Source organism: Rhodoplanes sp. Z2-YC6860, assembly GCF_001579845.1.
Lineage (GTDB): Bacteria > Pseudomonadota > Alphaproteobacteria > Rhizobiales > Xanthobacteraceae > Z2-YC6860.
Genome location: NZ_CP007440.1, coordinates 4,081,994 through 4,104,497, shown reverse-complemented (window position 1 = coordinate 4,104,497; position 22,504 = coordinate 4,081,994). Strand labels below are relative to the sequence as shown.

The following is a 22,504-nucleotide window of genomic DNA, read 5'->3' as shown; positions in this document are numbered from 1 at the left end:
CCACACTTCGCAGTTGCAAAGTGCGGGAAGTCACAGACCATACGGGATGATTTTGGGAAGTGCCGCTACGCACCATGTCGACTGGACGATCTTCATCGTGCAATCCCGCCGGCCCGCTCGCGGCACTGCCAAGACTGCCTCGCCTGCGACGTCTCGGCATGGGCCGGCAAAGGACGCCGCGTAGCGAGCGTCGCCCTCTTGGCCATGCACCTGCGCCACGAAGCCCGCCATAGCCCAAGCAGGTCCCCAAGACAGGTCCCAAGACAGCCCTGGGGGAAGCAAAGCCGCGCGAAAATGTTGGGGTGGTGAGCCCGGATGGATTCGAACCATCGACCACTCGATTAAAAGTCGAGTGCTCTACCGCTGAGCTACGGGCCCACGGGCGTTGGTCTAGGGCATAGGGACACCGTTTCCAAGCCAAAAACGCAGCCGCCCGGCCGATCCAGCCGGCCAATTCCACAGCGATTTGAACAACTTCAGAGTATTTTTCCGCAATCGGCAGTTTTGTGACGCCGAACACACCGAGAATCCCGGTCCAGCCTTACGTTCCGACCATCGAACGGCGGCGCCGAACCGAAGGGAAAACACCGGTTCGGCCCCGCCAGAGAAGCTTCAGGAGACTTCGAGGTTCTCCGGATTTGGTCACGATGTTGACTGAAGGAAACTGAGTTTTCCGGTTCGCTTCCTCCGGTCTCGGTCCGCCCAATCCCCCACAGTCCCCCACTGGGCCTCCGGGGCCGGACGGAAGCGTCCCACAAGTTTTAGTGAAGTCCCTTTCCAAAGAAGCCGCCCGCCGTATCGATGCAAGCCGGTCCGGCGGGCTTTTCCATTTTCAGCGGCGTGGAGCTGCGCGCGGCACGGACTCTAAACCGCTCGCCGACAATGCTTTGCCGCGTTGTATGACTCTGCCGTGACAGACCAGCGCACGTTTCTTCACGCCGAAGCACCGGTAACGCGCCGCAGTCTCTTCCCTTCCCCGTCATTGGAGTTTCACTGCGAGGTCGCGCTGTCGCCACAGACTGCCTGCAAGTTGCGGTGCAATACAGCAGAGAGAGGCAATCGCAATGGACAGGAGGACGTGCATGACGCTTGAGAATGCCACGCCCGCAGTGATCTCATTTGCGCGCTATTTCAACCGCCCGCTTTGTCCCGCGTGCGGGAATGAACAGTTCGTGCCCGAGCTTTCGTCGTTCGTCCACGAGCGTCGCGTGCGCCATGCTTGGCTTTGCGAACCCTGCGGCAACGGCTTCAGCACGGACGTTGAGGTCGGCTGATTTCGAGCACTGCTCGATACTGAAAACGGAAACCGGGCCGCCGATAGCGGCCCGGTTTTTATTTGATGAGCGAGTGCGACCGCCTATGCCAATGCTTTCTTCACGCGATCCGGCAGGAACGGTGTGTGACGAAGCCGCACACCGGTCATATCGGCGACGGCATTCGAGATGCACGGAGCGATCAAGGGCGTTGCCATCTGACCGGCGCCGGTCGGATGATTGTCGGTCTTGATCAGCTCGATGTGCATCTGCGGTACGTCGCGCATCCGGGGTAGCGTGTAGTCGTAGAAATTCGACTGCTCCACCGCGCCGTCCTTGATCGAGATACGTTCGGTCATGGAGAGACCGAGACCGTAGACGATCGAGCTTTCGGTCTGCGCGATGATGTTGTCGGGCTGCACCGCGACACCGCAGTCGATTGTGCACCAAAAATTGTGCATCTTGATCTCGCCGGTTGCGCGGTTGAGCGAGACCTCGGCGACGCCTGCGACCTGGCTGCCCGAGTAGTCGATATAGGCGAGGCCCAACGCCCGGCCTTCACGCTTCTTGCCCCACTCGGCCATCTCGGCGACGCGTTTGACGGCGTTGTAGGCGCGCGGCGTATCCTTCAGCAGCTCGAGCCGGAACGCCAATGGATCCTGGCCACGCTTGCGCGCAACCTCATCCATGAAGGCTTCTGTCGCATACTTGTTGGCGGTGACGCCGATCCCGCGCAGCGGATTGGTGCGCACACCGGTGTCACGATAGAGCTGTTCGACCAGTTGATGCGGCACATCGTAACCGCGGATGTCGGTGCCGGCCATCACCATGCCGTCCTTGCCGCCGCCCTGCTGGAAGCGAACCGGGTCCATGAACGGCGTGATGCGGTCGGCCGCTAGCCGATGGTGCCAGGCGGCGAGCTTGCCCTGCGCATCGAAAGCAGCGCGCAGATAGTGCGCGGACAGCGGCCGGAAACGGCCGTTGTGGACGTCGTCTTCGCGGGTCCACATCGACTTCACCGGTTTGCCGACCTCTTTCGAGAGCATCACCGCATCCATGATGAAATCGACGTCGCGATTGCCGCGGCGGCCGAAGCCACCGCCCATCAACAGGTCGTGGAGCTTCACCTTGTCGCGCGAGATGCCGAGGAACTTGGCCGGCGCCTCGGTCGCAGTGGTCTGGCTTTGCGTGCCAGCCCAGATCTCGACCGCATCGCCATTGGGCGACACCGATGCCACCGCGTTCAACGGCTCCATCTGCGCGTGATACGCATAGTCGCAGCGGAATTCGCCTTCCACGACGCTGGCTGCGTTCTGGAACGCCGCACGGGCGTTGCCCTGGGCGCTCCAGTCACGCGCCGCCTGTTTCATGTTCTTGGCATCGGCCGCGAAGGTGTCGTGGCCCTTGTCGCTGTCGAAGCCCCAGGCCACGCCCGTGCGCGTCCAGGTCACCGCGTCGTTGAGCGTTTGCCGCGCCTTCAGCGCTGCCCAGGCGGTCTCGGCGACAACGCCGACACCGTGCGGCAGCCGGATCACCGCCACCACGCCCGGCACCGCCTTGGCCTTGGCTTCGTCGATCTTGTTCGGCACCGAGCCTTCGACCGGCGCGCGCAGCACCGTGCCGTACAGCATGCCGGGCACCTGCACGTCGATGCCGTAGGTCGCCTTGCCGGTGACCTTCAGCGGCAATTCGATCCGCATCACGTCCTGGCCGATCAGACGGAAGTCGGCGGGCTTCTTGAGGTCCTCCGGCTTGATCTCAGGCGCCTTGGCCGGCACCTCGGCGAATTGCGCGATGTCGCCGTAGCTGAGCCTGCGCCCGGACTTGGCGTGCACCACCGTGCTCGGCTCGGTGGACAGTTCCGCAACCGGCACGGCCCACTTGCGTGCGGCGTTGTCGAGCAGCACGCGGCGCACCTGTGCGCCGGCCGTGCGCAGCGGCACATAGTAGCTTGTCACCGCATTCGAACCTGCGGTGTACATCATGCCGCCAAAGCCCGGATTGCCGTAGATGGCGTCCTGCGCCGGCGCCGGGACGATCTTGACCTTCGTCCAATCGGCATCGAGCTCTTCGGCGATGATCAGCGGCAGCGAGGTCATCGATCCCTGCCCCATTTCGGTCGCCGCTGACATGATGGTGATGGTGCCGTCGGTCGCGATGCTGATCCACGGGCTCATGGTCTGCCCGGCGCGCTCGCCGGCCAGCACCGCCGCGTCGGCGCGACCGCCGAGCGCAAATGCGAACGAGAAACCGGCCGCGCCGATCATGATCTGGCGGCGGCTGAGCGAGGTGTCGGAGCTCTTGAGAGGCTTGTTCATGTCACGCCTCCCCCGCCGCACGCTCGACCGCGCGCACGATGCGCTGATAGGTGCCGCAGCGACAGATGTTGGTGCTCATGTGCTCCACGATCTCGTCGCGCGTGGGTTTGGGCTTCTGCTTGAGCAGATCGGCCGCGCTCATGATCTGGCCGGACTGGCAATAGCCGCATTGCGGCACACGCTCGGCGAGCCAGGCCTTCTGCACCGGATGACTGCCGTCGGGCGACAGGCCTTCGATGGTGGTGACCGATTTGCCGGCGAGCTCTGAGAGCTGCGTCTGGCATGAATAGGCGCGCTTGCCGTCGATATGCACCATGCAGGCGCCGCACAGGCCGGTGCCGCAGCCGAACTTGGTGCCGGTGAGTTTCAAGCCTTCGCGCACCACCCAGAGCAGCGGAGTCTCCGGCGGAGCGTCGACAGACACAGGTCTGCCGTTCACGGTGAAATTTGTCGCCATTGTCTTCCTCCCAGCGTCCGTGCGGAGCCCATCCGGCACGGTGCGATGTTTGAATCGTCGATATCCGCGCGGTCATCACCGCCGGATCACGCAAGAGACTGCCGGCGCTTGCCGCGCCTGTTGTGTTTGAGATTGGAATAATTCTGCACCGCGGCCGACGAGCCGTCGAGCACGATCGGCGTGGTGCCATCACAATTGCGCGACTGTGCGTCGTCTTGGCTCAAGAGTTTTTCGCTGTCCGCGCTACAGCGTCCCCTCCCCCGCCTGCGGGGGGAGGGATAGGGAGGGGGCGAGGGCAGACACGCGCTAGCAGTCCCCCTCCCCAACCCTCCCCCGCAAGCGGGAGAGGGAGTTCACTGCCGACGTTGCAACAAGGAGTGCGTCAGCTCCGGCTCTCGATCAGCCGATCGCGGCCTTCACCCGTCCGGCATCGAGCGGCAGATCGCGCAGCCGCTTGCCGGTGGCGTTCGCAACTGCGTTCGCAATCGCCGCCACCGCAGGGCCCTGCGAGCCCTCGCCCGAACCGAGCGGCCTCTCGCTCGGTCGGTTGATCAGCTCGACCATGACCTTCGGCACTTCCGGCATGGTCATGATCGGATAGCTCGCCCAGTCGCGCGAGGTGATGCCGTTCTTGTCGAAGCGCACCTGTTCGTAGAGGGTCCAGCTCGTCGACTGGATGATGCCGCCTTCCATCTGGTTCTTCAGGCCGTCCGGGTTGATGACCAGGCCGGAATCGACGGCGGCCCAGACCTGCGGCACGCGCACCTTGCCGTTGGTTTTGTCGACCTCGACCTCGGCGATGCAGGCGACGTAGCAGGCGAGGTTCTTGTACTTGGCAAAGCCGATGCCACGGCCTCGCGCGAGACTTCCCGCCTCACCTGCCTTCCAGTTGGCCATCGCGGCGACCTTCTCGATGACAGCCTTGGCGCGTGGGTCCTTGAGATGCGCAAGCCTGAACGCCACCGGATCGGCCGCAGCGAGCGCCGCCATCTCGTCCATGAAGGACTCGAGCGCAAACACGTTGGCATAGGCGCCAAGCGTGCGCAGCGCCGACACCCGGATTGGCATCTCCGGAATGAAATGATGCACGATCTTCTGGTTCGGGAAATCGTAAAGCGGGATCGCATTGCGGTCCCCACCGCCCGCCGGCTGCGGGATGCCTTGGGGCGGGCCGTGCGGCTGTGGTTCGGCCAGATACCAGGCCGCGAGCACGTTCGCGCCCTTGGTGCTTTCCGGCCGCATCGAGTGGGTGTTGCTCCACAGCTCGTAGTGCCAGTCGGCGATCTTGTTGTCGGCATCGAGCGAGGCGCGCACGCTCATCGACATCGCCGCGCCGTAAGGCTCCCAGCCGAACTCATCGTCGCGCATCCATTGCAGCCGCACCGGACGGCCGCCCGCCGCACGCGCCAGCAACGCAGCATCGAGCGCCACGTCGTCGGCGCCGTTCTGCCCGTAGCAGCCCGAGCCCTCAACATGGACGCAGCGGATGTTCTCCCGCGGCATCTTCAGGATGCTGGTGAGTTCAGCCCGCAGCGGGAACACGCCCTGCGAGTGCGTCCACACCGTGAGCTTGCCGTCCTTGAATTCGGCAAGCGCCGCCGACGGGCCGATCGAGGCATGCGCCAGATACGGCTTGGTGTAGGTCGCCTCCAGCGTCTTGCCGGCAGCGGCCAGCACCGGCGCCTGCTTGACGCCGAGCTCGGACATGGTGTTCGGCAACGACTTCAGATGGGCGTGGATGCTGGCCTGATCCGGCAACTCCGGTCCGAGCGTCCACTTCGCGGCTTTCGCCAGCGCCTCGCGCGCCTTGATGGCCTGCTCCTCGCGCTCGGCGACGACGCCCAGGAACGAGCCGTCGCGCACCACCGCGATGACGCCGGGCAGCAACTTCACCGACGTTTCGTCGACGCTCGCAAGCTTCGAGCCATAGCGCGGCGGCCGCACCACGCGGCCATGCACCATGCCGGCCGGCCGCATGTCCTGCACGTAGGCCGCGCCGCCCGTGACCTTGGCCGGAATGTCGATGCGCTCGATGGACTGGCCGACGATCTTGTGGGTCGACGGATCCTTCGGCTTGAACTTGGCGGTCGCTTCGCGCTTGAGGTCGAGGCTTCCGGCGATTTCGCCATAGGTGATCTTGCGGCCATCGGCGGTGCTGATCACGCCGTCCGAAACCTTCAAGGTGTCGGCCGGGGCGCCAAGCTTCTGAGCGGCGAGATCGAGCAGCATCGCCCGCACTTCGGCCGAAGCCAGGCGCAGCGCAGTGCCGCTGTTCTCGGTCGACTGGCTGCCAGCCGTCTGGCCTTCGTCCGGGGTCCGTCCGGTGTCGCCGGAGATCATGGTCAGCCGGTCGAGCGGCAGGTCGAGCTCTTCGGCGGCGATCTGTTTCAGCGCGGTGAGAATGCCCTGGCCGAGTTCGACCTTGCCAGTGATGACGGTCGCGGTGCCATCCGGATTGATGCGCAGCCAGGCCTCGAGGCGGCGGTTGGTCTGCAGGCTTCCCGGCAGCCGCTCGGCCGTGCCCTGCGCCAGCAGTTCGGTGGGATCCAGCGAAAACGCCAGCGCGATACCGCCCACGCCTTTGGCGAAGGAACGGCGTGAAAGAACCGGAGCGTTCATGGTCAGATCCTCCCGCCGATGTGGCCGTTGGTCTGGCCGCCTAGTTCGCGCCCGGCGCGCAGCACCGCGCCGACGATCCGATTGTGGGTGCCGCAGCGACAGAGATTGCCCGCCAGCGCCTTCTTGACCTCGCCCTCGGTGGCATTGGGCTTGCGGTCGAGCAGTTCCTTGGCCGACATGATCATGCCGTTGATGCAGTAGCCGCATTGGGCGGCCTGCTCGTGAATGAAGGCCTTCTGCAGAGGATGCGGCTTGGCGGCGGTGCCGAGCCCCTCGATGGTGGTGATCTCGACGCCCCCGAGCGACCCGATCGGCGTGATGCAGGAGCGAACCGGCTTGCCGTCCACCAGCACCGTGCAGGCGCCGCATTGGGCAAGCCCGCAGCCGAACTTGGCGCCGTTCAGCGCCAGGTCATTGCGCAGCACGTAGAGCAGCGGAGTGTCCGGCTCGGCCGGCACGTTATGGCTCGTGCCGTTGACTTTTAGACTGACTGCCATGGGCTTGGCCTCTCCCTGGAGTGGTTTCGGGCGGGTCGCATGGCCCACCGGTTGTTGTTTGGAACCGTCCTATTCTGCCCCCACCCTGCGGCAAGGTCGAGGCTGGGTCCGGTTCCAGCCGGTTGCCGGCGACAGCCATTCACCCGGGGGAACCCGCGCCAAAGGACTCGCGAAGTCCGGTTCGATTCTGTATTATTCGTAATGAACGCCTGACCGGCGGGGGCAACTATGAAGTTTCTATTCGCAGCTTTTGTGCTTGCGTTGGTTTGCACGGCCGGTGCCAGCATCGGCTTTGCCGTTTGGGATGGCCGATTCCACCACGACAACGTGCGCGCCGTACATTACGACAGCAATTATGACATGAGCGCTACACGTCGGCTCGCGCCGGTCGAGCAGCGCAATTAGACCGGCGACACATTCCGCTTAAGCTTGCGCACCTAGATCGGCGGTAGATCGCCTTTCGCCCAGCCCTCCCATATCGCGTCGCAGTAAGCGGCGTAACGCCCCTGCTCGATTGCGCTACGCGCGCCGGCCATCAGCTCCTGGTAATAGGCGAGATTGATCGTCGACAGCAGGATCGCGCCGAGCATCTCGTTGACACGCATCAGATGGTGCAGATAGGCGCGTGAGTAGATGCGCGCGGCCTCGCAGGGACTCTGCTCGTCGATCGGCCGCGGATCGTCACGATGGCGCGCGTTGTCGAGATTGACCTGCCCCCTGCGGGTGAACACCGCGCCGTGACGGCCGTTTCGGGTCGGCATCACGCAGTCGAACATGTCGATGCCGCGCGCCACGGCCTTGAGCAGATCGTCAGGCGTGCCCACACCCATCAGATAGCGCGGCTGGTCGGCCGGAAGCTGCGGCGTGGTCTCCTCCACGACCTTCAGCATGGTCTCCTGCGGCTCGCCGACCGCGAGCCCGCCGATGGCGTAGCCGTGGAATCCGATATCGACCAGCGCTCGAGCGCTCTCCCCGCGCAGCGTCATGTCATCGCCGCCTTGCACGATGCCGAACAGCGCACGGCCCTTGGGCACACTCTCGAAGGCGCGCTTGCAGCGTTCGGCCCAGGCGATCGACAGCCGCATCGCGCGTTCGAGCTCAGGCTTCGTGTTCGGCAGCTTGATGCATTCGTCGAGCTGCATCGAAATGTCGGCGCCGAGCAAGGACTGAATCTCGATCGCTCGCTCCGGTGTGAGATCGACCATCGCGCCGTCGACATGCGAGCGGAACACCACGCCGTTGTCGGAAATCTTGCGCAGCTCCGACAGCGACATGACCTGGAAGCCGCCCGAGTCCGTGAGGATCGGTCCGTTCCAGTTCATGAACCTGTGCAAGCCGCCCAGCGCGGCGATACGCTCGGCGCCGGGCCGCAGCATCAGGTGGTAGGTGTTGCCGAGCAGGATTTCGGCGCCGGTGGCACGCACCGCTTCGGGCATCAGCCCCTTCACGGTGGCCTGCGTGCCAACGGGCATGAAAGCCGGCGTTTGAACGGCACCATGCGGCGTGACAAATTCGCCGCGGCGCGCGATGCCATCGGTGCCGATGAGGCGGAATGAGAAGGCTTCTGTCATTGCGTCCGGAATAGCAGGGACGCATCCCCATAGGAATAGAACCGATAGCCGCCCGCAATGGCATGCGCGTAGGCGCGCTGCATGGTGTCGAGGCCGCACAGGGCCGAGACCAGCATGAACAGCGTCGAGCGCGGCAAGTGGAAGTTGGTCATCATCACGTCGACGGCCTTGAAGCGATAGCCCGGCGTGATGAACAGCGCGGTGTCGCCCGAGAAGGGCTTGATGGTGCCGGTGTCGTCCGCGGCGCTTTCGAGGGTGCGGAGCGCGGTCGAGCCGACCGCCACGATCCGACCGCCCTTGGCGTGGACCGCGTTCAGCGCCGCGGCGGTTTCGGCCGTCAGCACCGCGTGCTCTGAATGCATCTTATGGTCGGAGGTGTCGTCGGCATGCACCGGCAGGAAAGTGCCCGGCCCGACATGCAGCGTCACTTTGTGAAGCGCAACGCCGCGCGCCTGAAGGCGCCCGAGCAGCGCCTCGGTGAAATGCAGCCCCGCGGTCGGTGCCGCGACCGAGCCTTCTTCGCGCGCAAAGTAAGTCTGGTAGTCGTCGCGGTCCTGCGCGTCGGGCTTGCGCTTGCCCGCGATGTAAGGCGGCAGCGGCATGTCGCCCCGCTCGGCAATGGCCTGGTCGAGCACCACACCGTGAAACGCAAAGGACAGCGTGATCTCGCCGCCCTCGCCTTTACTCTCCACCGTCGCATCGAGCTGGCCCAGGAAGCAAACCTTGCCCTCCTCGCCGAAGCGGATGACATCGCCGGGGGCGAGCTTCTTGCCGGGCTTGGCGAAGGCGCGCCAGCGCGAGCCGTCGATGCGCTCGGTCAGCGTTGCTTCGATCTTGGCGTCAGGTCCGCGGCCGATGCGATGGCCCATAAGGCGCGCCGAAATGACCTTGGTGTCGTTAACGACCAACGCGTCGCCCGGGTTGAGCAGGTCCGGCAGGTCACGCACACCTCTGTCGTCGAACTCCGGGGTCCCGCCCGGCCGCACCACAAGCAGCCGCGCCGCATCGCGCGGCGACACGGGCCGCAGCGCGATCCGCTCAGGCGGGAGGTCAAAATCGAAGAGATCGGTGCGCATGGTTGCGCCGTCAGCCTAATGCGGTCCGCTGGGCGCGCCGAGCGTGACATCGACGCCGGTCGCGGCGCCCCACTCATCATGGGACAGAAACAGGAGCTTGCTTCGGTGGGGCGTCACCACATTGCAATCCCAAAGAAACAGGACCGCCAGTGTGACAAAGGAAACAGCGTCCTCGAACTCGCCGGGGCCGAAGACATGGCCAAGTGAATCGATCAAGAGCCGCTTTTCTCCATACGACAACCGAAAACGGTCGAAGACATGTCTGCGCTCGCCCGATGGCCAGATACCCCACTCGGTGAACCAAACAAGCATGCGCGATTCATCGGAGAACGCACGCATGGCCTGCGCGACTAGGTAGACGCGCTTGCCCGCGTCCTCGGGAATCCGGAATTTTACTGGGCAGTCGGCATGTTCGGGACAACCGAACACGTCCAACGCGACGCTGTGCCGTTGGCACCATTGGGAGGTTTCGTCTTTCGACAGAATCTGCACAGCGTCGCGCCGGCCGGTTCTCTGATTAGGCCCCCATCGACGCCTTGATGATCTTGTCGGGGTTGCTCACCGGCTCGCCGCGCTTGATCTTGTCGACGTTCTCCATGCCTTCGATCACCTTGCCCCACACGGTGTACTGGTTGTCGAGGAAGGTCGCGTCGTCGAAGCAGATGAAGAACTGGCTGTCGCCGGAGTCCGGGTTCTGGGCGCGCGCCATCGAGACCGTGCCGCGCACATGCGGCTCCTTGTTGAACTCCGCCTTCAGCTTCTGGCCCGAGCCGCCGGTGCCGGTGCCGTGCGGGCAGCCGGTCTGCGCCATGAAGCCATCGATCACGCGGTGGAAGACGATGCCGTCATAGAAGCCGGACTTCACCAGCTCCTTGATGCGGGCCACGTGGCCGGGTGCAAGATCGGGGCGCATTTCGATCACCACCTTGCCCTTGGTGGTGTCGAGGGTCATCGTGTTCTCGGGAGTAGCCATCGAATCTAAGCCTTTCTTTCGCCTCTGGTGTCTTTGAAACGGAATGAAAACGGTCGCCCCGCGATCGCCTCACCGAGGCGCGCGGAGAGCGGGAGCGGCGAACAGAGCTTCAGCGCATCCATCAAGGATGCGTAGTACAGCGCCCGTTCCTCCGCCGGGATATCGCGCCGCTGATAGGTCAGCCGCGCGCCGAAGATCTCGCCATTGCGTTTAAAGCTGAGAACGACGGTGAGTTCCATGCCGCCATGAACCACCTCGCTGAGCGGTGGCCATTTCCAGCATTCGCCGATCGCTTGGCCGACATCCTTGAGCGTGTTGAGCGGACCCTTGGGCGCCACGCCTGCACCGGTCGTCATCTCATCGGCGAGCGCCTGCGACGAAAGCACCGCCGCAAGACCAACCGTCGCGAGACCGAGCGTCGCCAGATTTGCGCTCACAGGTTTGCGCTCATTCGAATGTCCGGTCCCCGCCTCAACGCTCGATGGTCGCCTTCTTGACGTAATCGAGCCTGCTGAACTCCTTGTTCAGATAGGCATTGCCTTCCATTTGGATACGCCCCTGGTCCGGGCCACGGCCGCGCGGTGCGCCCTCGCCGTATTCCGCGTTGAGCTTGTCGACCACGTCCATGCCGGACACGATCCGGCCAAACGGCGCAAAGCCGGAATTGTCGAGGTTGGCGTTGTCGGCGAAGTTGATGAACACTTGGCTGGTGCGGGTGTTCGGCCCGGCCATCGCGTAGGTGATGTAGCCGCGGCGGTTACTCTGCTTGACCGGATCGTCGGAGATGCGTGCCTCGCGCCACGGCGCCGAAATCTTCGGATCGCCATTGATGCCGAACTGCACCATGAAGCCCGAGATCACGCGGAAAAAGCGGACGTTGTCGTAGAAGCCGTTCTTGACGAGATTGTAGAAGCGGTCGGCGCCGTTGGGCGCCCAATCGCGCGTGACCTCGACGACGAACGCGCCCTTGCTGGTGTCGAACTTGGCCTTGTAGGTCGCCGGCGCTTTTTCGGCGAGATTGGCCGGAGAATCGAGCTTGCCCTGGGCGTGAGCAGGCGCTGAGAGCGCGAAGGAAGCGAGCGCAATGGCAGAAGCAAGCGTGGCGAGCGTACGGCGCATGTCGTTGAAGCTCCTGGTGCGTTACCTTTGGATGACAGCTATTTCGAACCGGATTTGCCGGCGAATTTCTCTTTCAGGCGGGCCGCGACTTGAGCCGGCACGAAGGCCGACACGTCACCGCCCATGCCGGCAATCTGCCGGACCAACGTGGCGGTGATGTGCCGCACCGCGGGCGACGCCGGCAGGAACACCGTCTGGACCGAAGGCGCCATGATGCCATTCATGCCCGACATCTGCATCTCGTAATCGAAGTCGGTGCCGTCGCGGAGCCCGCGGATCAGGATCGTGGCGCCCGCGCGGTTTGCTGCTGTGATCACCAGATCATCGAAGGTCGTGCATTCGAGCTGGCAACCGGCTTTACGCGCCACCGGCCCGCAGACCTCCTCGAGCATCTGCAGGCGATCTTTCGTGACAAACATCGGCGTCTTGCCCGGATGCACGCCAACCGCGAGCACGAGCTTATCGGCGAGGCCTGCGGCCTGGCGCACGACATCGAGATGACCGTTGGTGACCGGGTCGAACGACCCGGCATAGAGAGCGATCCGCGGCATTTGAGCGGGTCTAGCCTGCCTGCATGAAGCCGGCAACGGGGCCGGAAGGATTCAAAAAAATCTCAATTATTTCAATAGCTAAACGACCGATCCGGATTCGGCTGGAACCGCCCGAATTGTGATTCCGGTCAGCGCCAAAGGCTTTAAACGAACCGTTTGACGGCCAGCACGGCGTTCAAGCCGCCGAACGCGAACGAATTCGACAGCGCGGCGTCGACCTTCATCCGCCGCGCCTCGTTTGGCACACAGTCGATATCGCAGGCCGGGTCTGGCCCCAGATAGTTGATGGTCGGCGGCACCACGCCGTCCTTGATGGTCATCAGGGTTGCGACCAGCTCCAGCGCGCCGGCAGCGCCGAGCGCATGCCCGATCATCGATTTGTTCGACGACATCACGAGCTTGCCGGCATGGGCGCCAAATGCGCTTTTGAGCGCCTCGGTTTCGGTCTCGTCGTTGGCGGCGGTCCCGGTGCCGTGCGCGTTGACGTATTGGACGTCGGACGCCGCAAGCCCGCCGTCATTCAGCGCCCCGTTGATGGCGCGCAGCATGCCGCCCGCATCCGGGCTCAACAGATCGCCCGCGTCCGCGCTCATGCCGAAGCCTACGATCTCGCCGAGGATATTGGCCGAGCGCTTCCGCGCGTGGTCCAGGCTTTCGATCACGATCGCGGCGGCGCCCTCGCCGATCACCAGGCCCTTCCGGTCGCGCGAGAACGGCCGGCAGGTGTCGGGCGCGAGCACCCGCAACGCCTCCCAGCCCTTCATGGTGCCGAACGCGATGCAGGCCTCGGCGCCGCCGGTCACCGCGACCGGCACGCTGCCCGCCCGCACCATGTGGAACGCCAAACCGATCGCATGCGTCGCCGAGGCACAGGCGCTCGCCACCACAAAGGCCGGCCCACGCAGCCCGCACGTCATGGAGATCTGGCTTGCCGGCGCATTCACCATCAGCTTCGGGATGGTGAGCGGATGCAACCGCTTGGCCTTGTCGCCATAGAGCCGTTTGTAGTTCTCGTCCTGCGTGGACTGCCCGCCGACGCCGCAGCCAATGATACACGCGGTCTGCTCGGACAGTCCACCGTCGAGCTTCAGGCCTGAATGCGCGATCGCCTCGCGCGCCGCGACCACGCCGAACTGCGCGACGCGATCCATTGGCGTTGCGCCCCGCTCGTCGAAATATTTCAGCGGGTCGTAGTCCTTGACTTCGGCGACGACCTTCTGCGCGAGCTGATCGGTCGGGATGGTCTTCGCCGGCGCAATGCCGCAGACGCCTTGCGCCAGATTCTGCCAATAGGTGTTGGCGTCATGGCCGATCGACGACAGCACGCCCCAGCCGGTGACGACGACGCGATGGGCCATCTAGGCCTTTCCAGTGAGCTTCTTGATGGCGTCCGCGATCTCGCCCACGGTCTCGTATTCGAGCCGGCTGTCGTTGGAATTATAGGGGATCTGGATGTCGAACTTCTCTTCCAGATCGAAGATCATCTCGACCGCCGCAAACGAATCCAGGCCCAGCTCGTCGAGCCGGTCATCCGGCTTTATCTCACGGCCCTTGGGCTGCACTTTCTTCGCGACAATCGCGACTACATCGCGGGTGACGTCATCCATCAGGGGTCTTGGTCCAGCTTGAACTCAACCGTTTGATACGGCCTCAGATGCGCTTGCGCAACGCCGCCGTGACCCGCAGGAACTCGCGGCCCGGCATGGCCGGGAAGCCCAGCCAACGCTCGCCCGGGGGAATATTCGAAACCACGCCGCTTTTGCCGCCGATCATCGTGCCATCCCCGATGGTCAGGTGGTCGGCCACCCCAACCTGCCCCCCCAGGACGACCCCGTCGCCGAGCGTCACGCTGCCGGCGAAGCCGCATTGCCCCGCAATGACGCAATGGCGGCCGATGATGCAGTTGTGGCCGATGTGAACCAGGTTGTCGATTTTGGTGCCCTCGCCGATCACGGTATCACCCAATCCACCGCGGTCGATGGCCGTGTTGGCGCCGATCTCGACATGGTCCTGGATGATGACGCGGCCGAGTTGCGGCACTTTGACATGGCCTTTGGCGGTCATGCGGTAGCGGAATCCGTCCTGGCCGATCTGACAGCCGCCGTGGAAAACCACGTTGTCGCCGACCAGCGAATGCATGATCGCGGTGCCGGGCCCGACCGAGCAGTCGCGGCCGATGTGCACGTCCGGGCCGATCGCGACGTTCGGCCCGATGATGGTTCCGGAGCCGATGGCGGCGCGCGGGCCGATCACGGCCCCTGGATCGATGGTCACGCCGTCCTCGATCTCCGCGGTCGGATGCACGTGAGCGCCGGGCGCGAGCGTCTCGGCATCGAACATCGAATGCGGGCGGAGCGAGTTCGGATAGAGCTCACGGGCCACCGCGACGAAATCGCGGAACGGCTCGCTGGTCAGCAGCACCGCAACGCGCGCAGAAACGCGTTCGGCAAAGCGCTCGGTGGTCAGGCAAACGCCGGCACCCGTGTCGGCGAGCTGATCGACGTATTTGAAGTTTTCGAAAAACGTCAGGTCGGCAGGACGCGCTTGTTGCAGCGTCGCGATGCCGCGCACCACACGGCCGAGATCGGTGCCGGCGCGGGGCTTGGCCCCGGTCAGCTCCGCAATCTCGGACACCGTCAGCCCCTCGGGCGCGTCGAAAAAGGTATGAGCAGTCATGCGGCGCGGACCTTACGCGATGGGCCCCCACCGATCAAACCGGCACGCTCGTCGCGTCATAGGTGAACAGCCACTCGTAGCGAGCCCTCACCTTGTCCTCCTGCCACTCGCGGGTGACGTAGGCCTCGGCGCCTGCCGCGTGTGCCATTTCCGGATTGTGGAAACGCTTTGTGTTGTCGATCGCGGCCGCGACGCAGCGGTTGGCGCGCTCTCGCCGCGCCGCCTCGTAGTGCTGCAACGCCTCCGGGTTCACACCATAAGCCTTGAGGCAGCGCGCCAGCACGTAGCCATCCTCCAGCGCCATCACCGCGCCCTGCGCCATCATCGGCAACATCGAGTGGCAGGCGTCGCCGAGGAGCGTGACCCGTCCCTTCGTCCAGCTCGGCATCGGCGGCCGGGCGAACAGCGCCCATTTGTACGGCGTGTCGCCGGCTCGGATGGTCTCGTGGATGTCCGGATGCCAGCCTTTGAAGTCGTTGATGAACTCGTCCGCACTGCCTTGCACCGTCCAGGACTCGACGCGCCAGTCGTCCCGCTCGAGGAGGCCGACGAGATTGAGCAGCTGCCCGCCCCGCACCGGGTAGTGCACCACGTGGCCGCCCGGACCGACCCAGTTGGTGCCGACCTTGAGCCTGATGCCCGACGGCACGCGGTCGTGCGGCACCAGCACGCGCCAGGCGACGATGCCGGTGAACTCCGGCTTGTCGGCGCCGAAGGTTGCAAACCGCACCCGCGACTGCACGCCGTCGGCGCCGATCGCCACCGACGCCCGCGCGGTCTCGCCATTCTCGAAGCGCATCAGCACTTCATCGCCGTCCTCGGTGACGCCGGTGCATTTGCGATTGAGCTTGATCGCGTCCGGGCGTTCGCTGCGGATGGCGTTCAGCAGCATGGCGTGAAGGTCGCCGCGGTGGAACATCACGTAAGGATAGCCGTAGCGCTCGACCGACTCGGCGCCGAGATCGAACAGCTTCCAGGTCTGGCCAGTGCTCCAGAGCCTGATCTCCTTGCCGGCGACAACCACGCCGATCCGCTCAACGTCGGCGCAGAGCCCGAGCGCATAGAGCACGCGCGTGCCGTTCGAGCTGATCTGGACGCCCGCGCCAAGCTCCTTGAGCTCGGGCGCCTGCTCATGCACCTCGACGTCGATGCCTTGCCGGATCAGCGCCAACGCCGCGGTAAGCCCGCCAATCCCTGCCCCGATAATTGCGACCTTACTTTGCATTTCTCAGCAGTCCCTCGCACGCGGTCTCGCCCGCAACCGTTCGGTTAGAAAATCCGCGATGGCTTTACAACCCGGCCCGCCCGCACGGGAGTATCCACGGACCCCATTCCCAATTCCACAGCGCCATGCTGCAATAGATTGTATTCTGACATATCGCGCCTCTCATTCGATCTTTCTGCCGGTGACGGAAGCCATGGCGCCCAAACTCGGCATTAAAACCGCGAAGGCCGTCGGCCTCACAGTGCTGCAAAAGCTGTTGATCCGCGCCGACGAGGTGATCGGATGAGGCGGCGAGAGCTCATCGGTCTGCTGGCGAGCGCTGCGGCCTGCGGCTCGGTTCCGGCGCTTGCGCAGGCGCCCAGGAAACCCGTGGTTGCGCTTGTCCTGACCGGCATCTCCAGAGCCGAAACGACCGGGCCCGACCCCGCCTTTGCCCCGGCACGCGCCTTCGTTCACGAGTTGCGGGATCTCGGATGGATCGACGGGCAAACGATCTCCATTGAACGTCTCAGTCTCGAGGGAAATCCACAGCGCGCACCGGAGCTGCTTGCGGACCTGGTGGCGCGCAAGGTCGACGTGATTGTTCTGGGCGGTGCACGCTGGCTCCATGATGCGGCCCTGAACGCGACGCGAACCATTCCGCTCATCACGTTGTTTCAGGATGATCCCGTCGCTGCCGGCCTGATCGCGAGCTTCGCGAGGCCTGGCGGCAATCTCACGGGTGTGGCCCAGACCACGGGCCCGGAGTTCTTCCGCAAGCGGTTGCAGCTGCTCAAGGAGATTGCGCCGCGCGTCTCGCGGGTCGCGTTCCTGGGCCCGCGAGGGGTTCTGGAGCAGGACCGCCAGGTCGAAGCTCTGCCCGGAGTCGCGATCGTTCCAGTGCCGGTCGATGTCGTGGAGCAACTCGGTGCAGCCTTCGACAGAATCCGCCAGGAACGGGCGGATGGCATGATGGTCGCCGGCAGCGCGATCACCTACGCATACTACCAGCGCATCGTGGCGTTCGCGGACGAGAACAGGTTGCCGACCATCCACTCGGGCCGCGAGTCGGTGTTGGTTGGAGGCCTCCTGTCTTATGGCACGAGCGTGCCTTGGGTTTTTGGACGAATGGCGCGACTGACGGATCGAGTTCTCAAGGGGGCAAAGCCATCGGATCTGCCGGCCGAGCGGGCCGCGACCTTCGAGCTGATCATCAACACCAAGACAGCCAAGATGCTTGGGCTTGAAGTTCCACCGACAATGCTCGCGCTCGCCGACGAAGCGATTTAGGTCGTTCTGAGCCTGCGCATCCGCACCACCGCCGTTCCGGCAGTGCGAAACGCGAGACCCGGATAGCGCTTGCCACTTGGCCCATTTGACAATTGAATCAGGTTTGCCGTGCTCGCGCAGACGGCACCACACTGCTGTCATGCTCGCGCCCAACGATGAGAAGAAGGTTTTCAGTGCACGAGAGGAAGGTGACTTCCATGCATGGCATTCTCGCAGCGCTTCTGATGATCCCGCTCGTCGCAACCCTCAGTGAGCCCGCACCGGCGCAGCCCTATCCGACCAAGCCGATCAAGCTGATCGTACCGTTCGGCGCCGGAGGGCCGGTCGACGTGATGGCGCGGCTGATCGCGCAGAAGCTCTCGGTGTCGGTCGGCGCGGTGGTGGTGGAGAACAAGCCCGGCCAAGGCGGCACGCTCGGCGCGCGCATCGTCGCGACCGCCGAACCCGACGGCTATACGCTGATGATGGCCACGTCGACGACCATGGGGGTGAGCGCCAACCTCTACAAGAACCTGGATTTCGATCCGGTGAAAAGCTTCGCGCCGGTTGCACTCGTTTCCAGCGTGCCCATGGTGCTGGTGGTACGGCCCACCCTGCCGATCAACTCGACGCAGGAGCTCATCGCCTATGCCAAGGCCAATCCGGGCAAGCTCAACTTCGGCTTTCCGACCGGCGCGCTCCCTCACCTCACCGGCGCTCTGTTCAAAATGCGCACCGGCACCGACTTCGCTTTCATCCCTTATAAGGCCGCCAACAACGTGGTCACCGATCTCGTCGCCGGTCAGATCGACTTCACCTTCGAGCCGGCCTCGGTGCTGCTCGGCCAGATCAGCGACAAGAAGGTCCGGCCGCTCGGCGTCGCGAGCCTCAACCGGCTGACGCAGATCCCCCAGGTGCCCACTCTCGATGAAAGCGATGTGAAGAACTTCGTCTCGGTGTCCTGGAGCGGCGTGGTCGCGCCGGTCGGCGCGCCGAAGCCGATCATCGACAAGCTCAATGTCGCGATCAACACCGAGCTGAAAAGCCCCGAAATGATCGAGCGGCTGCTGCGGCTCGGCGCTGAGATCAGAGCTGGGACGCCCGAGGACTTCGACAAGTTTATCACCGAGGAGGGTCCAAAATGGGCAGAAGTGATAAAGTCTTCCGGGTTGAAGCTTGAACCTTAGGGCAGGAATACAAAGGACTGGGCATGATTGACCGACGGACTCTGCTGGGATCGATAGCGCTGACGCTCGCCGCGGGCGGCGCGCTGGCGGAGGACAAATATCCGAGCAAGCCGATCCGGCTGGTCGTGTCGTTTCCGCCGGGCGGGCCGCTCGACGTGATGGCGCGGCTGACCTCGCAGTCTCTCTCTGAATCGCTCGGCCAGATGTACGTCGACAACAAGCCCGGGGCCGGCGGCACGCTCGCCGGCCGCGAGGTGGCGCGCGCCGAGCCCGACGGCTACACGCTGATGTTCGGCAGTTCGGCCACGCTCGCGATCGGGCCCGCACTCTATGGCAACAGCGGCTACGATCCGGTGAAAAGCTTCACACCGATCGCCATGGTGTCGAGCGTGCCCTATGTGATGATCGGGGCGACCAACGCGCCGTTCAAGACCGTGCCGGAGCTTCTCGCCTACGCCAAACAGCATCCCAACACGCTCAACTTCGGCGTTCCGAACGGTGCACCGCCACACATGCTCGCCGAGATGTTCAAGAAGCAGACCGGCGCCGATATCCAGATCGTGCCCTACAAGGGCGCCTCGACATTGATGACCGACATGATCGCCGGCCGAATCCACGCTGGCTTCGAGACCACCTCGGTGACGCTCGCGCATCTCAAGGAAGGCGGCTTCCGCGGGCTCGCAGTGATCCGCGACAGCCGCATTTCCGCCCTGCCCGACGTGCCCACGATGATCGAGAGCGGCGTCAACGGCGTGATCGGCTCGTCCTGGTCGGGGGTGCTGGCGCCGGCCGGCACGCCGCAGCCCATCATCGACAAGGTGCGTGCCGAGGTGCTGGAGGCGCTGCGCTCACCGGATCTGTCCGGCAAGCTCGCGGCGATGTCGGCCGACGTCCCGAACATGTCGGCTGCCGAATTCGGCGAGTTCATCGCCAGCGAATACCAGCGCATCGGCGCGATCATGAAGGCCGCAGGATTGAAGGCGCAATGATCACGCGGCTGTTCGCACCGCTGTTTGTCCTTTTGGCGCTAGCCACGCAAATAGCACAGGCGCAGAACGCGCCGACCCGGCAGGAGCTTGCGGTCTATGCCGGCCTGCACGAGGCGGCGGCCAAAGGCGACGTCGCCGGGATCGAACAGCTGATCAAGGACGGCGAAAAGCCGAACATCCAGGATTCCAAAAGCCGCACGCCGCTGCATGTCGCCGTCTACATGAAGCAGCACGCCGCGGCGCGGGCGCTTTTGAAACTTGGCGCCGATCCCAATCGGCTCGACGCCGACCGCTACGATATCGTCACCATCGCCGCGGTCGCCAACGACATCGAGATGCTCAAGATCGTGCTGGAAGGCGGCGCCAGCGCCAAAAATATCACCAGCCGCTATGACGGCACCGCGCTGATCGCAGCCGCGCATCTCGGCCACGCAGAGGCCGTGAAGCTCCTCATCGCCGCCAAGGCACCGCTCAACCACGTCAACAACCTGGGCTTCACCGCGCTGATGGAAGCCATCGTGCTCGGCAACGGCGACGCCAATCACACGGCGACCGTGCGGGCGCTGGTCGAAGCCGGCTGCGACGTCAATGTCGCCGACCGTCAGGGCACGACGCCGCTGCAGCACGCCCGCCGCCGCGCCTATGTCGAGATGGCGCGGATTCTGGAAAACGCCGGTGGGCAATAGTGGCAGCCCCACCCGGCGCGATGCGCTCGCGGCGTTTGGCGGCTCGCTCGCCGCAATCCTTCGGCCGCGTGTAGTCCTCGCTCAGGACCGCCCACGCAGCATCGGCCTCCTGATGGCGCGCCGGCAGGACGATCCCGAGGCGCAGCGGCAATACACGGCGCTGATCCAGGCGCTTGCCGAACTCGGCTGGGTTGACGGCCGGACCATGCGGCTCGAGACCCGCTGGGTCGTTGGCGATCCGGCTGGCGCGCTCGCCGCGGCGCGCGAGTTGGTCGAACTCAAGCCCGACATCCTGCTCGCAAACGCCACGCCGTCGCTGATCGCCTTGCGGCAGGCCACCACCACGCATCCCATCGTGTTTGTCTCGGTCGCCGATCCGGTCGGACAGGGCTTCGTACCGAGCCTGTCCCGGCCGGGCGGCAACATCACGGGCTTCAGCGTCGAGGAAGCCAGCATGGGCGGCAAATGGCTGGAGGTGCTGAAGGAAGCCGCGCCCCGCATCGCGCTTGTTGCCACAATCTACAACCCGGACACCGCGCCCTACGCGCCAATGTTTCAACCATCCCTTTATGCCGCTGCGGATCGCCTGAAACTCTCGCTGCGGATCACGCCTGTACACGATGCACGCGGCATGGAATATGTCATCCAGGCAACCGCGCGCGAACCCAACAGCGGCCTTCTGGTGCTTCCTGACAGCTTCATGTTCGCGCAACGCACGTCGCTGGTTGGCCTCATGGCAAAACATAATATGCCGGCGCTCTATCCGATCCGACCGTTTGCCACCGACGGCGGCCTGATTGCCTATGGCATCGACCGAGTTGATCTGTTCCGCCGCGCCGCGACCTATGTGGACCGCATTCTCAAAGGCGCCAAACCCTCCGAGTTGCCGGTCCAGCAGCCCGTCAAATTCGAGCTCGCGATCAATCTTAAGACCGCGAAGGCGTTGGGCCTCACCATTCCCCAGTCGCTGCTGCTCAGCGCCGACGAGGTGATCGAATGAGTATCCAAATGCAACGCGTCCAAGCCGAGTCCATCCATGTCTGACACCAAGCTCGAGCTCAGCATCGCGCTGTCGCGCAACGAGAACACGCAGGCTATTCTCGACGGCGAATTCATGCCGGACGGCATCAAGCTTTATCCGACCGCGCTGCATCCGTCCGAGATGTTCTGGCGGCAATTGAAGTTCGCCGAATTCGACGTCTCGGAAATGTCGATGTCGTCGCTGACCATTGCGACATCGCAGGGACCGACGCCGTGGATCGCGATCCCGGTGTTCACCACGCGCGAGTTCTTCCATCTTCGAGCGCTGGTTCGCGTCGCCTCGGGCATCACCAAGCCGGAAGACCTCAAGGGCAAGCGCGTCGGCGTGCCGGAGTATCAGCAGACCGCGGCGATCTGGGGCCGCGGCGTGCTGCAGCACGAATTCGGCGTGCATCCGCGCGATATCGAATGGCACATGGAGCGCACGCCCGAGACCAGCCACGGCGGCGCAACCGGCTTCAAGGCGCCGGACGGCGTCACCGTGCATCAGATTCCGGCGAGCACCAACATCGGCGAGATGATGGTCAAGGGCGAGCTCGACGCCACCCTGCTCTATCTCACCAATCCAAACCTGGTCGATAGGAGCCGCATCGATCTCTCCAAGGACGACCGCTTCCGGCCGCTGTTCGATCACAAGACCGAAGGCGCGCGATACTTCAAGAAGACCGGCATCTATCAGATCAACCATGGCATGGTGATCCGGCGTTCGCTCCACGAGCGCTATCCGTGGGCGGCGCTGAACATCTTCAACGCCTTCAGGAAGGCCCGCGCCGCGGTGCTGACGGCACGCGACACGGCGCTGCACCGGCACTACGAACCCGGCCTGATCGGCGACGATGTGCGCAAAGCGCTCGCCACCGACCCGATGGTCTACGGCGTGACGTCGAACCGCAACGTACTCGAGACCATCACCCAATACGTCCACGAACAGGGGCTGGCGAAACGCCGCGTGCCGCTTCAGGAGATTTTCGCCCCCAGCACGATGGACCTTTGAAACGACAATAAAAACAAGCGACGA

General features: G+C 64.4%; 24 protein-coding genes and 1 tRNA gene. 8 read left to right on the top strand and 17 right to left on the bottom strand.

Going from position 1 to position 22,504, the window contains the following annotated elements; all coding sequences use genetic code 11:
- Nucleotides 1-303: 303 nt before the first annotated feature.
- Nucleotides 304-378, bottom strand: a tRNA-Lys gene (locus tag RHPLAN_RS18955).
- A 704-nt stretch (nt 379-1,082) separates the two neighbouring features.
- On the opposite strand from RHPLAN_RS18955, the gene RHPLAN_RS18950 reads away from it, so the two are divergent.
- A complete protein-coding gene (locus RHPLAN_RS18950; RefSeq protein WP_068020816.1) occupies nt 1,083-1,274 on the top strand; it encodes a hypothetical protein in 192 nt (63 codons plus the stop codon).
- An 83-nt stretch (nt 1,275-1,357) separates the two neighbouring features.
- Here the strand turns inward: RHPLAN_RS18950 and RHPLAN_RS18945 are convergent, their stop codons facing one another.
- The 5 genes from RHPLAN_RS18945 to RHPLAN_RS18930 all read right to left on the bottom strand — a co-directional run bounded on the left by RHPLAN_RS18945 (nt 1,358) and on the right by RHPLAN_RS18930 (nt 7,144).
- Entirely contained in the window at nt 1,358-3,571 is a 2,214-nt protein-coding gene (locus RHPLAN_RS18945; RefSeq protein WP_068020815.1) for a xanthine dehydrogenase family protein molybdopterin-binding subunit, read from the bottom strand.
- Nucleotide 3,572: 1 nt separating this feature from the next.
- The gene (locus tag RHPLAN_RS18940; protein WP_068020813.1) at nt 3,573-4,028 is read right to left on the bottom strand and encodes a (2Fe-2S)-binding protein; all 456 of its coding nucleotides are present in this window, start codon (nt 4,026-4,028) and stop codon (nt 3,573-3,575) included.
- A gap of 86 nt (nt 4,029-4,114) precedes the next feature.
- Nucleotides 4,115-4,252 (bottom strand): hypothetical protein, encoded by a 138-nt coding sequence (locus tag RHPLAN_RS39465; RefSeq protein ID WP_157100348.1) that lies wholly within the window; start codon nt 4,250-4,252, stop codon nt 4,115-4,117.
- 175 nt (nt 4,253-4,427) lie between these two features.
- A complete protein-coding gene (locus RHPLAN_RS18935; RefSeq protein ID WP_068020811.1) occupies nt 4,428-6,647 on the bottom strand; it encodes a xanthine dehydrogenase family protein molybdopterin-binding subunit in 2,220 nt (739 codons plus the stop codon).
- Between the two features lie 2 nt (nt 6,648-6,649).
- Nucleotides 6,650-7,144, bottom strand: coding sequence for a (2Fe-2S)-binding protein (locus tag RHPLAN_RS18930; RefSeq protein ID WP_068020809.1), 495 nt, complete (start codon nt 7,142-7,144; stop codon nt 6,650-6,652).
- Nucleotides 7,145-7,372: 228 nt separating this feature from the next.
- On the opposite strand from RHPLAN_RS18930, the gene RHPLAN_RS39460 reads away from it, so the two are divergent.
- Nucleotides 7,373-7,549 (top strand): hypothetical protein, encoded by a 177-nt coding sequence (locus RHPLAN_RS39460; protein WP_157100347.1) that lies wholly within the window; start codon nt 7,373-7,375, stop codon nt 7,547-7,549.
- Between the two features lie 32 nt (nt 7,550-7,581).
- On the opposite strand, the gene tgt is transcribed toward RHPLAN_RS39460, so the two are convergent.
- The 11 genes from tgt to RHPLAN_RS18875 form a co-directional block, all read right to left on the bottom strand.
- Nucleotides 7,582-8,715 carry a tRNA guanosine(34) transglycosylase Tgt gene (tgt, locus tag RHPLAN_RS18925; protein WP_068020806.1) on the bottom strand — a complete coding sequence of 378 codons (1,134 nt, stop codon included), beginning with the start codon at nt 8,713-8,715 and terminating at the stop codon, nt 7,582-7,584.
- Complete coding sequence (queA, locus tag RHPLAN_RS18920) at nt 8,712-9,791, bottom strand: tRNA preQ1(34) S-adenosylmethionine ribosyltransferase-isomerase QueA (protein ID WP_068020804.1); 1,080 nt, start codon at nt 9,789-9,791, stop codon at nt 8,712-8,714. The genes tgt and queA overlap by 4 nt, the downstream gene beginning before the upstream one ends.
- A gap of 15 nt (nt 9,792-9,806) precedes the next feature.
- A complete protein-coding gene (locus tag RHPLAN_RS18915) occupies nt 9,807-10,283 on the bottom strand; it encodes a hypothetical protein (RefSeq protein WP_068020803.1) in 477 nt (158 codons plus the stop codon).
- A gap of 25 nt (nt 10,284-10,308) precedes the next feature.
- Nucleotides 10,309-10,764, bottom strand: coding sequence for a peptidylprolyl isomerase (locus RHPLAN_RS18910; RefSeq protein WP_068020801.1), 456 nt, complete (start codon nt 10,762-10,764; stop codon nt 10,309-10,311).
- A gap of 5 nt (nt 10,765-10,769) precedes the next feature.
- Nucleotides 10,770-11,201, bottom strand: coding sequence for a UCP034077 family protein (locus RHPLAN_RS18905; RefSeq protein ID WP_068020799.1), 432 nt, complete (start codon nt 11,199-11,201; stop codon nt 10,770-10,772).
- A gap of 34 nt (nt 11,202-11,235) precedes the next feature.
- Nucleotides 11,236-11,883, bottom strand: coding sequence for a peptidylprolyl isomerase (locus RHPLAN_RS18900; RefSeq protein WP_068020797.1), 648 nt, complete (start codon nt 11,881-11,883; stop codon nt 11,236-11,238).
- 38 nt (nt 11,884-11,921) lie between these two features.
- Nucleotides 11,922-12,434, bottom strand: a complete 513-nt coding sequence (coaD, locus tag RHPLAN_RS18895; RefSeq protein WP_068020795.1) for a pantetheine-phosphate adenylyltransferase — start codon at nt 12,432-12,434, stop codon at nt 11,922-11,924.
- A 143-nt stretch (nt 12,435-12,577) separates the two neighbouring features.
- Complete coding sequence (locus RHPLAN_RS18890) at nt 12,578-13,792, bottom strand: beta-ketoacyl-[acyl-carrier-protein] synthase family protein (protein ID WP_068020793.1); 1,215 nt, start codon at nt 13,790-13,792, stop codon at nt 12,578-12,580.
- Nucleotides 13,793-14,041 (bottom strand): acyl carrier protein, encoded by a 249-nt coding sequence (locus tag RHPLAN_RS18885; protein ID WP_068020791.1) that lies wholly within the window; start codon nt 14,039-14,041, stop codon nt 13,793-13,795.
- Nucleotides 14,042-14,084: 43 nt separating this feature from the next.
- On the bottom strand, nt 14,085-15,110 hold the full coding sequence (gene lpxD / locus RHPLAN_RS18880) for a UDP-3-O-(3-hydroxymyristoyl)glucosamine N-acyltransferase (protein ID WP_068020789.1): 1,026 nt from the start codon (nt 15,108-15,110) through the stop codon (nt 14,085-14,087).
- Between the two features lie 34 nt (nt 15,111-15,144).
- Nucleotides 15,145-16,335 (bottom strand): FAD-dependent monooxygenase, encoded by a 1,191-nt coding sequence (locus RHPLAN_RS18875; protein WP_068020787.1) that lies wholly within the window; start codon nt 16,333-16,335, stop codon nt 15,145-15,147.
- A gap of 282 nt (nt 16,336-16,617) precedes the next feature.
- Here RHPLAN_RS18875 and RHPLAN_RS18870 point away from each other — a divergent pair, with 282 nt between their 5' ends.
- The 6 genes from RHPLAN_RS18870 (at nt 16,618) to RHPLAN_RS18845 (ending at nt 22,480) form a co-directional block, all read left to right on the top strand.
- Nucleotides 16,618-17,604 carry an ABC transporter substrate-binding protein gene (locus tag RHPLAN_RS18870; RefSeq protein ID WP_068020785.1) on the top strand — a complete coding sequence of 329 codons (987 nt, stop codon included), beginning with the start codon at nt 16,618-16,620 and terminating at the stop codon, nt 17,602-17,604.
- A gap of 197 nt (nt 17,605-17,801) precedes the next feature.
- Complete coding sequence (locus RHPLAN_RS18865; RefSeq protein ID WP_068020782.1) at nt 17,802-18,770, top strand: Bug family tripartite tricarboxylate transporter substrate binding protein; 969 nt, start codon at nt 17,802-17,804, stop codon at nt 18,768-18,770.
- A gap of 23 nt (nt 18,771-18,793) precedes the next feature.
- The gene (locus RHPLAN_RS18860) at nt 18,794-19,759 is read left to right on the top strand and encodes a Bug family tripartite tricarboxylate transporter substrate binding protein (RefSeq protein ID WP_068020780.1); all 966 of its coding nucleotides are present in this window, start codon (nt 18,794-18,796) and stop codon (nt 19,757-19,759) included.
- A complete protein-coding gene (locus RHPLAN_RS18855) occupies nt 19,756-20,445 on the top strand; it encodes an ankyrin repeat domain-containing protein (RefSeq protein ID WP_068020779.1) in 690 nt (229 codons plus the stop codon). Before RHPLAN_RS18860 ends, RHPLAN_RS18855 begins: the two co-directional genes overlap by 4 nt.
- Entirely contained in the window at nt 20,435-21,445 is a 1,011-nt protein-coding gene (locus tag RHPLAN_RS18850) for an ABC transporter substrate-binding protein (protein ID WP_198165032.1), read from the top strand. The genes RHPLAN_RS18855 and RHPLAN_RS18850 overlap by 11 nt, the downstream gene beginning before the upstream one ends.
- A gap of 36 nt (nt 21,446-21,481) precedes the next feature.
- Nucleotides 21,482-22,480 carry a substrate-binding domain-containing protein gene (locus RHPLAN_RS18845; RefSeq protein WP_068020774.1) on the top strand — a complete coding sequence of 333 codons (999 nt, stop codon included), beginning with the start codon at nt 21,482-21,484 and terminating at the stop codon, nt 22,478-22,480.
- The last annotated feature ends 24 nt before the right edge of the window (nt 22,481-22,504 follow it).

Coding starts and splice junctions, on each gene's coding strand:
- coaD (WP_068020795.1), bottom strand. CDS start 12,434: ATGCCGCGGATCGCTCTCTATGCCGGGTCGTTCGACCCGGTCACCAAC.
- RHPLAN_RS18885 (WP_068020791.1), bottom strand. CDS start 14,041: ATGGATGACGTCACCCGCGATGTAGTCGCGATTGTCGCGAAGAAAGTG.
- RHPLAN_RS18910 (WP_068020801.1), bottom strand. CDS start 10,764: ATGGCTACTCCCGAGAACACGATGACCCTCGACACCACCAAGGGCAAG.
- RHPLAN_RS18900 (WP_068020797.1), bottom strand. CDS start 11,883: ATGCGCCGTACGCTCGCCACGCTTGCTTCTGCCATTGCGCTCGCTTCC.
- tgt (WP_068020806.1), bottom strand. CDS start 8,715: ATGACAGAAGCCTTCTCATTCCGCCTCATCGGCACCGATGGCATCGCG.
- RHPLAN_RS18930 (WP_068020809.1), bottom strand. CDS start 7,144: ATGGCAGTCAGTCTAAAAGTCAACGGCACGAGCCATAACGTGCCGGCC.
- RHPLAN_RS18870 (WP_068020785.1), top strand. CDS start 16,618: ATGAGGCGGCGAGAGCTCATCGGTCTGCTGGCGAGCGCTGCGGCCTGC.
- RHPLAN_RS18935 (WP_068020811.1), bottom strand. CDS start 6,647: ATGAACGCTCCGGTTCTTTCACGCCGTTCCTTCGCCAAAGGCGTGGGC.
- RHPLAN_RS39460 (WP_157100347.1), top strand. CDS start 7,373: ATGAAGTTTCTATTCGCAGCTTTTGTGCTTGCGTTGGTTTGCACGGCC.
- RHPLAN_RS18855 (WP_068020779.1), top strand. CDS start 19,756: ATGATCACGCGGCTGTTCGCACCGCTGTTTGTCCTTTTGGCGCTAGCC.
- lpxD (WP_068020789.1), bottom strand. CDS start 15,110: ATGACTGCTCATACCTTTTTCGACGCGCCCGAGGGGCTGACGGTGTCC.
- RHPLAN_RS18860 (WP_068020780.1), top strand. CDS start 18,794: ATGATTGACCGACGGACTCTGCTGGGATCGATAGCGCTGACGCTCGCC.
- RHPLAN_RS18940 (WP_068020813.1), bottom strand. CDS start 4,028: ATGGCGACAAATTTCACCGTGAACGGCAGACCTGTGTCTGTCGACGCT.
- RHPLAN_RS18945 (WP_068020815.1), bottom strand. CDS start 3,571: ATGAACAAGCCTCTCAAGAGCTCCGACACCTCGCTCAGCCGCCGCCAG.
- RHPLAN_RS18890 (WP_068020793.1), bottom strand. CDS start 13,792: ATGGCCCATCGCGTCGTCGTCACCGGCTGGGGCGTGCTGTCGTCGATC.
- RHPLAN_RS18845 (WP_068020774.1), top strand. CDS start 21,482: ATGTCTGACACCAAGCTCGAGCTCAGCATCGCGCTGTCGCGCAACGAG.
- RHPLAN_RS18950 (WP_068020816.1), top strand. CDS start 1,083: ATGACGCTTGAGAATGCCACGCCCGCAGTGATCTCATTTGCGCGCTAT.
- RHPLAN_RS18875 (WP_068020787.1), bottom strand. CDS start 16,335: ATGCAAAGTAAGGTCGCAATTATCGGGGCAGGGATTGGCGGGCTTACC.
- RHPLAN_RS18865 (WP_068020782.1), top strand. CDS start 17,802: ATGCATGGCATTCTCGCAGCGCTTCTGATGATCCCGCTCGTCGCAACC.
- queA (WP_068020804.1), bottom strand. CDS start 9,791: ATGCGCACCGATCTCTTCGATTTTGACCTCCCGCCTGAGCGGATCGCG.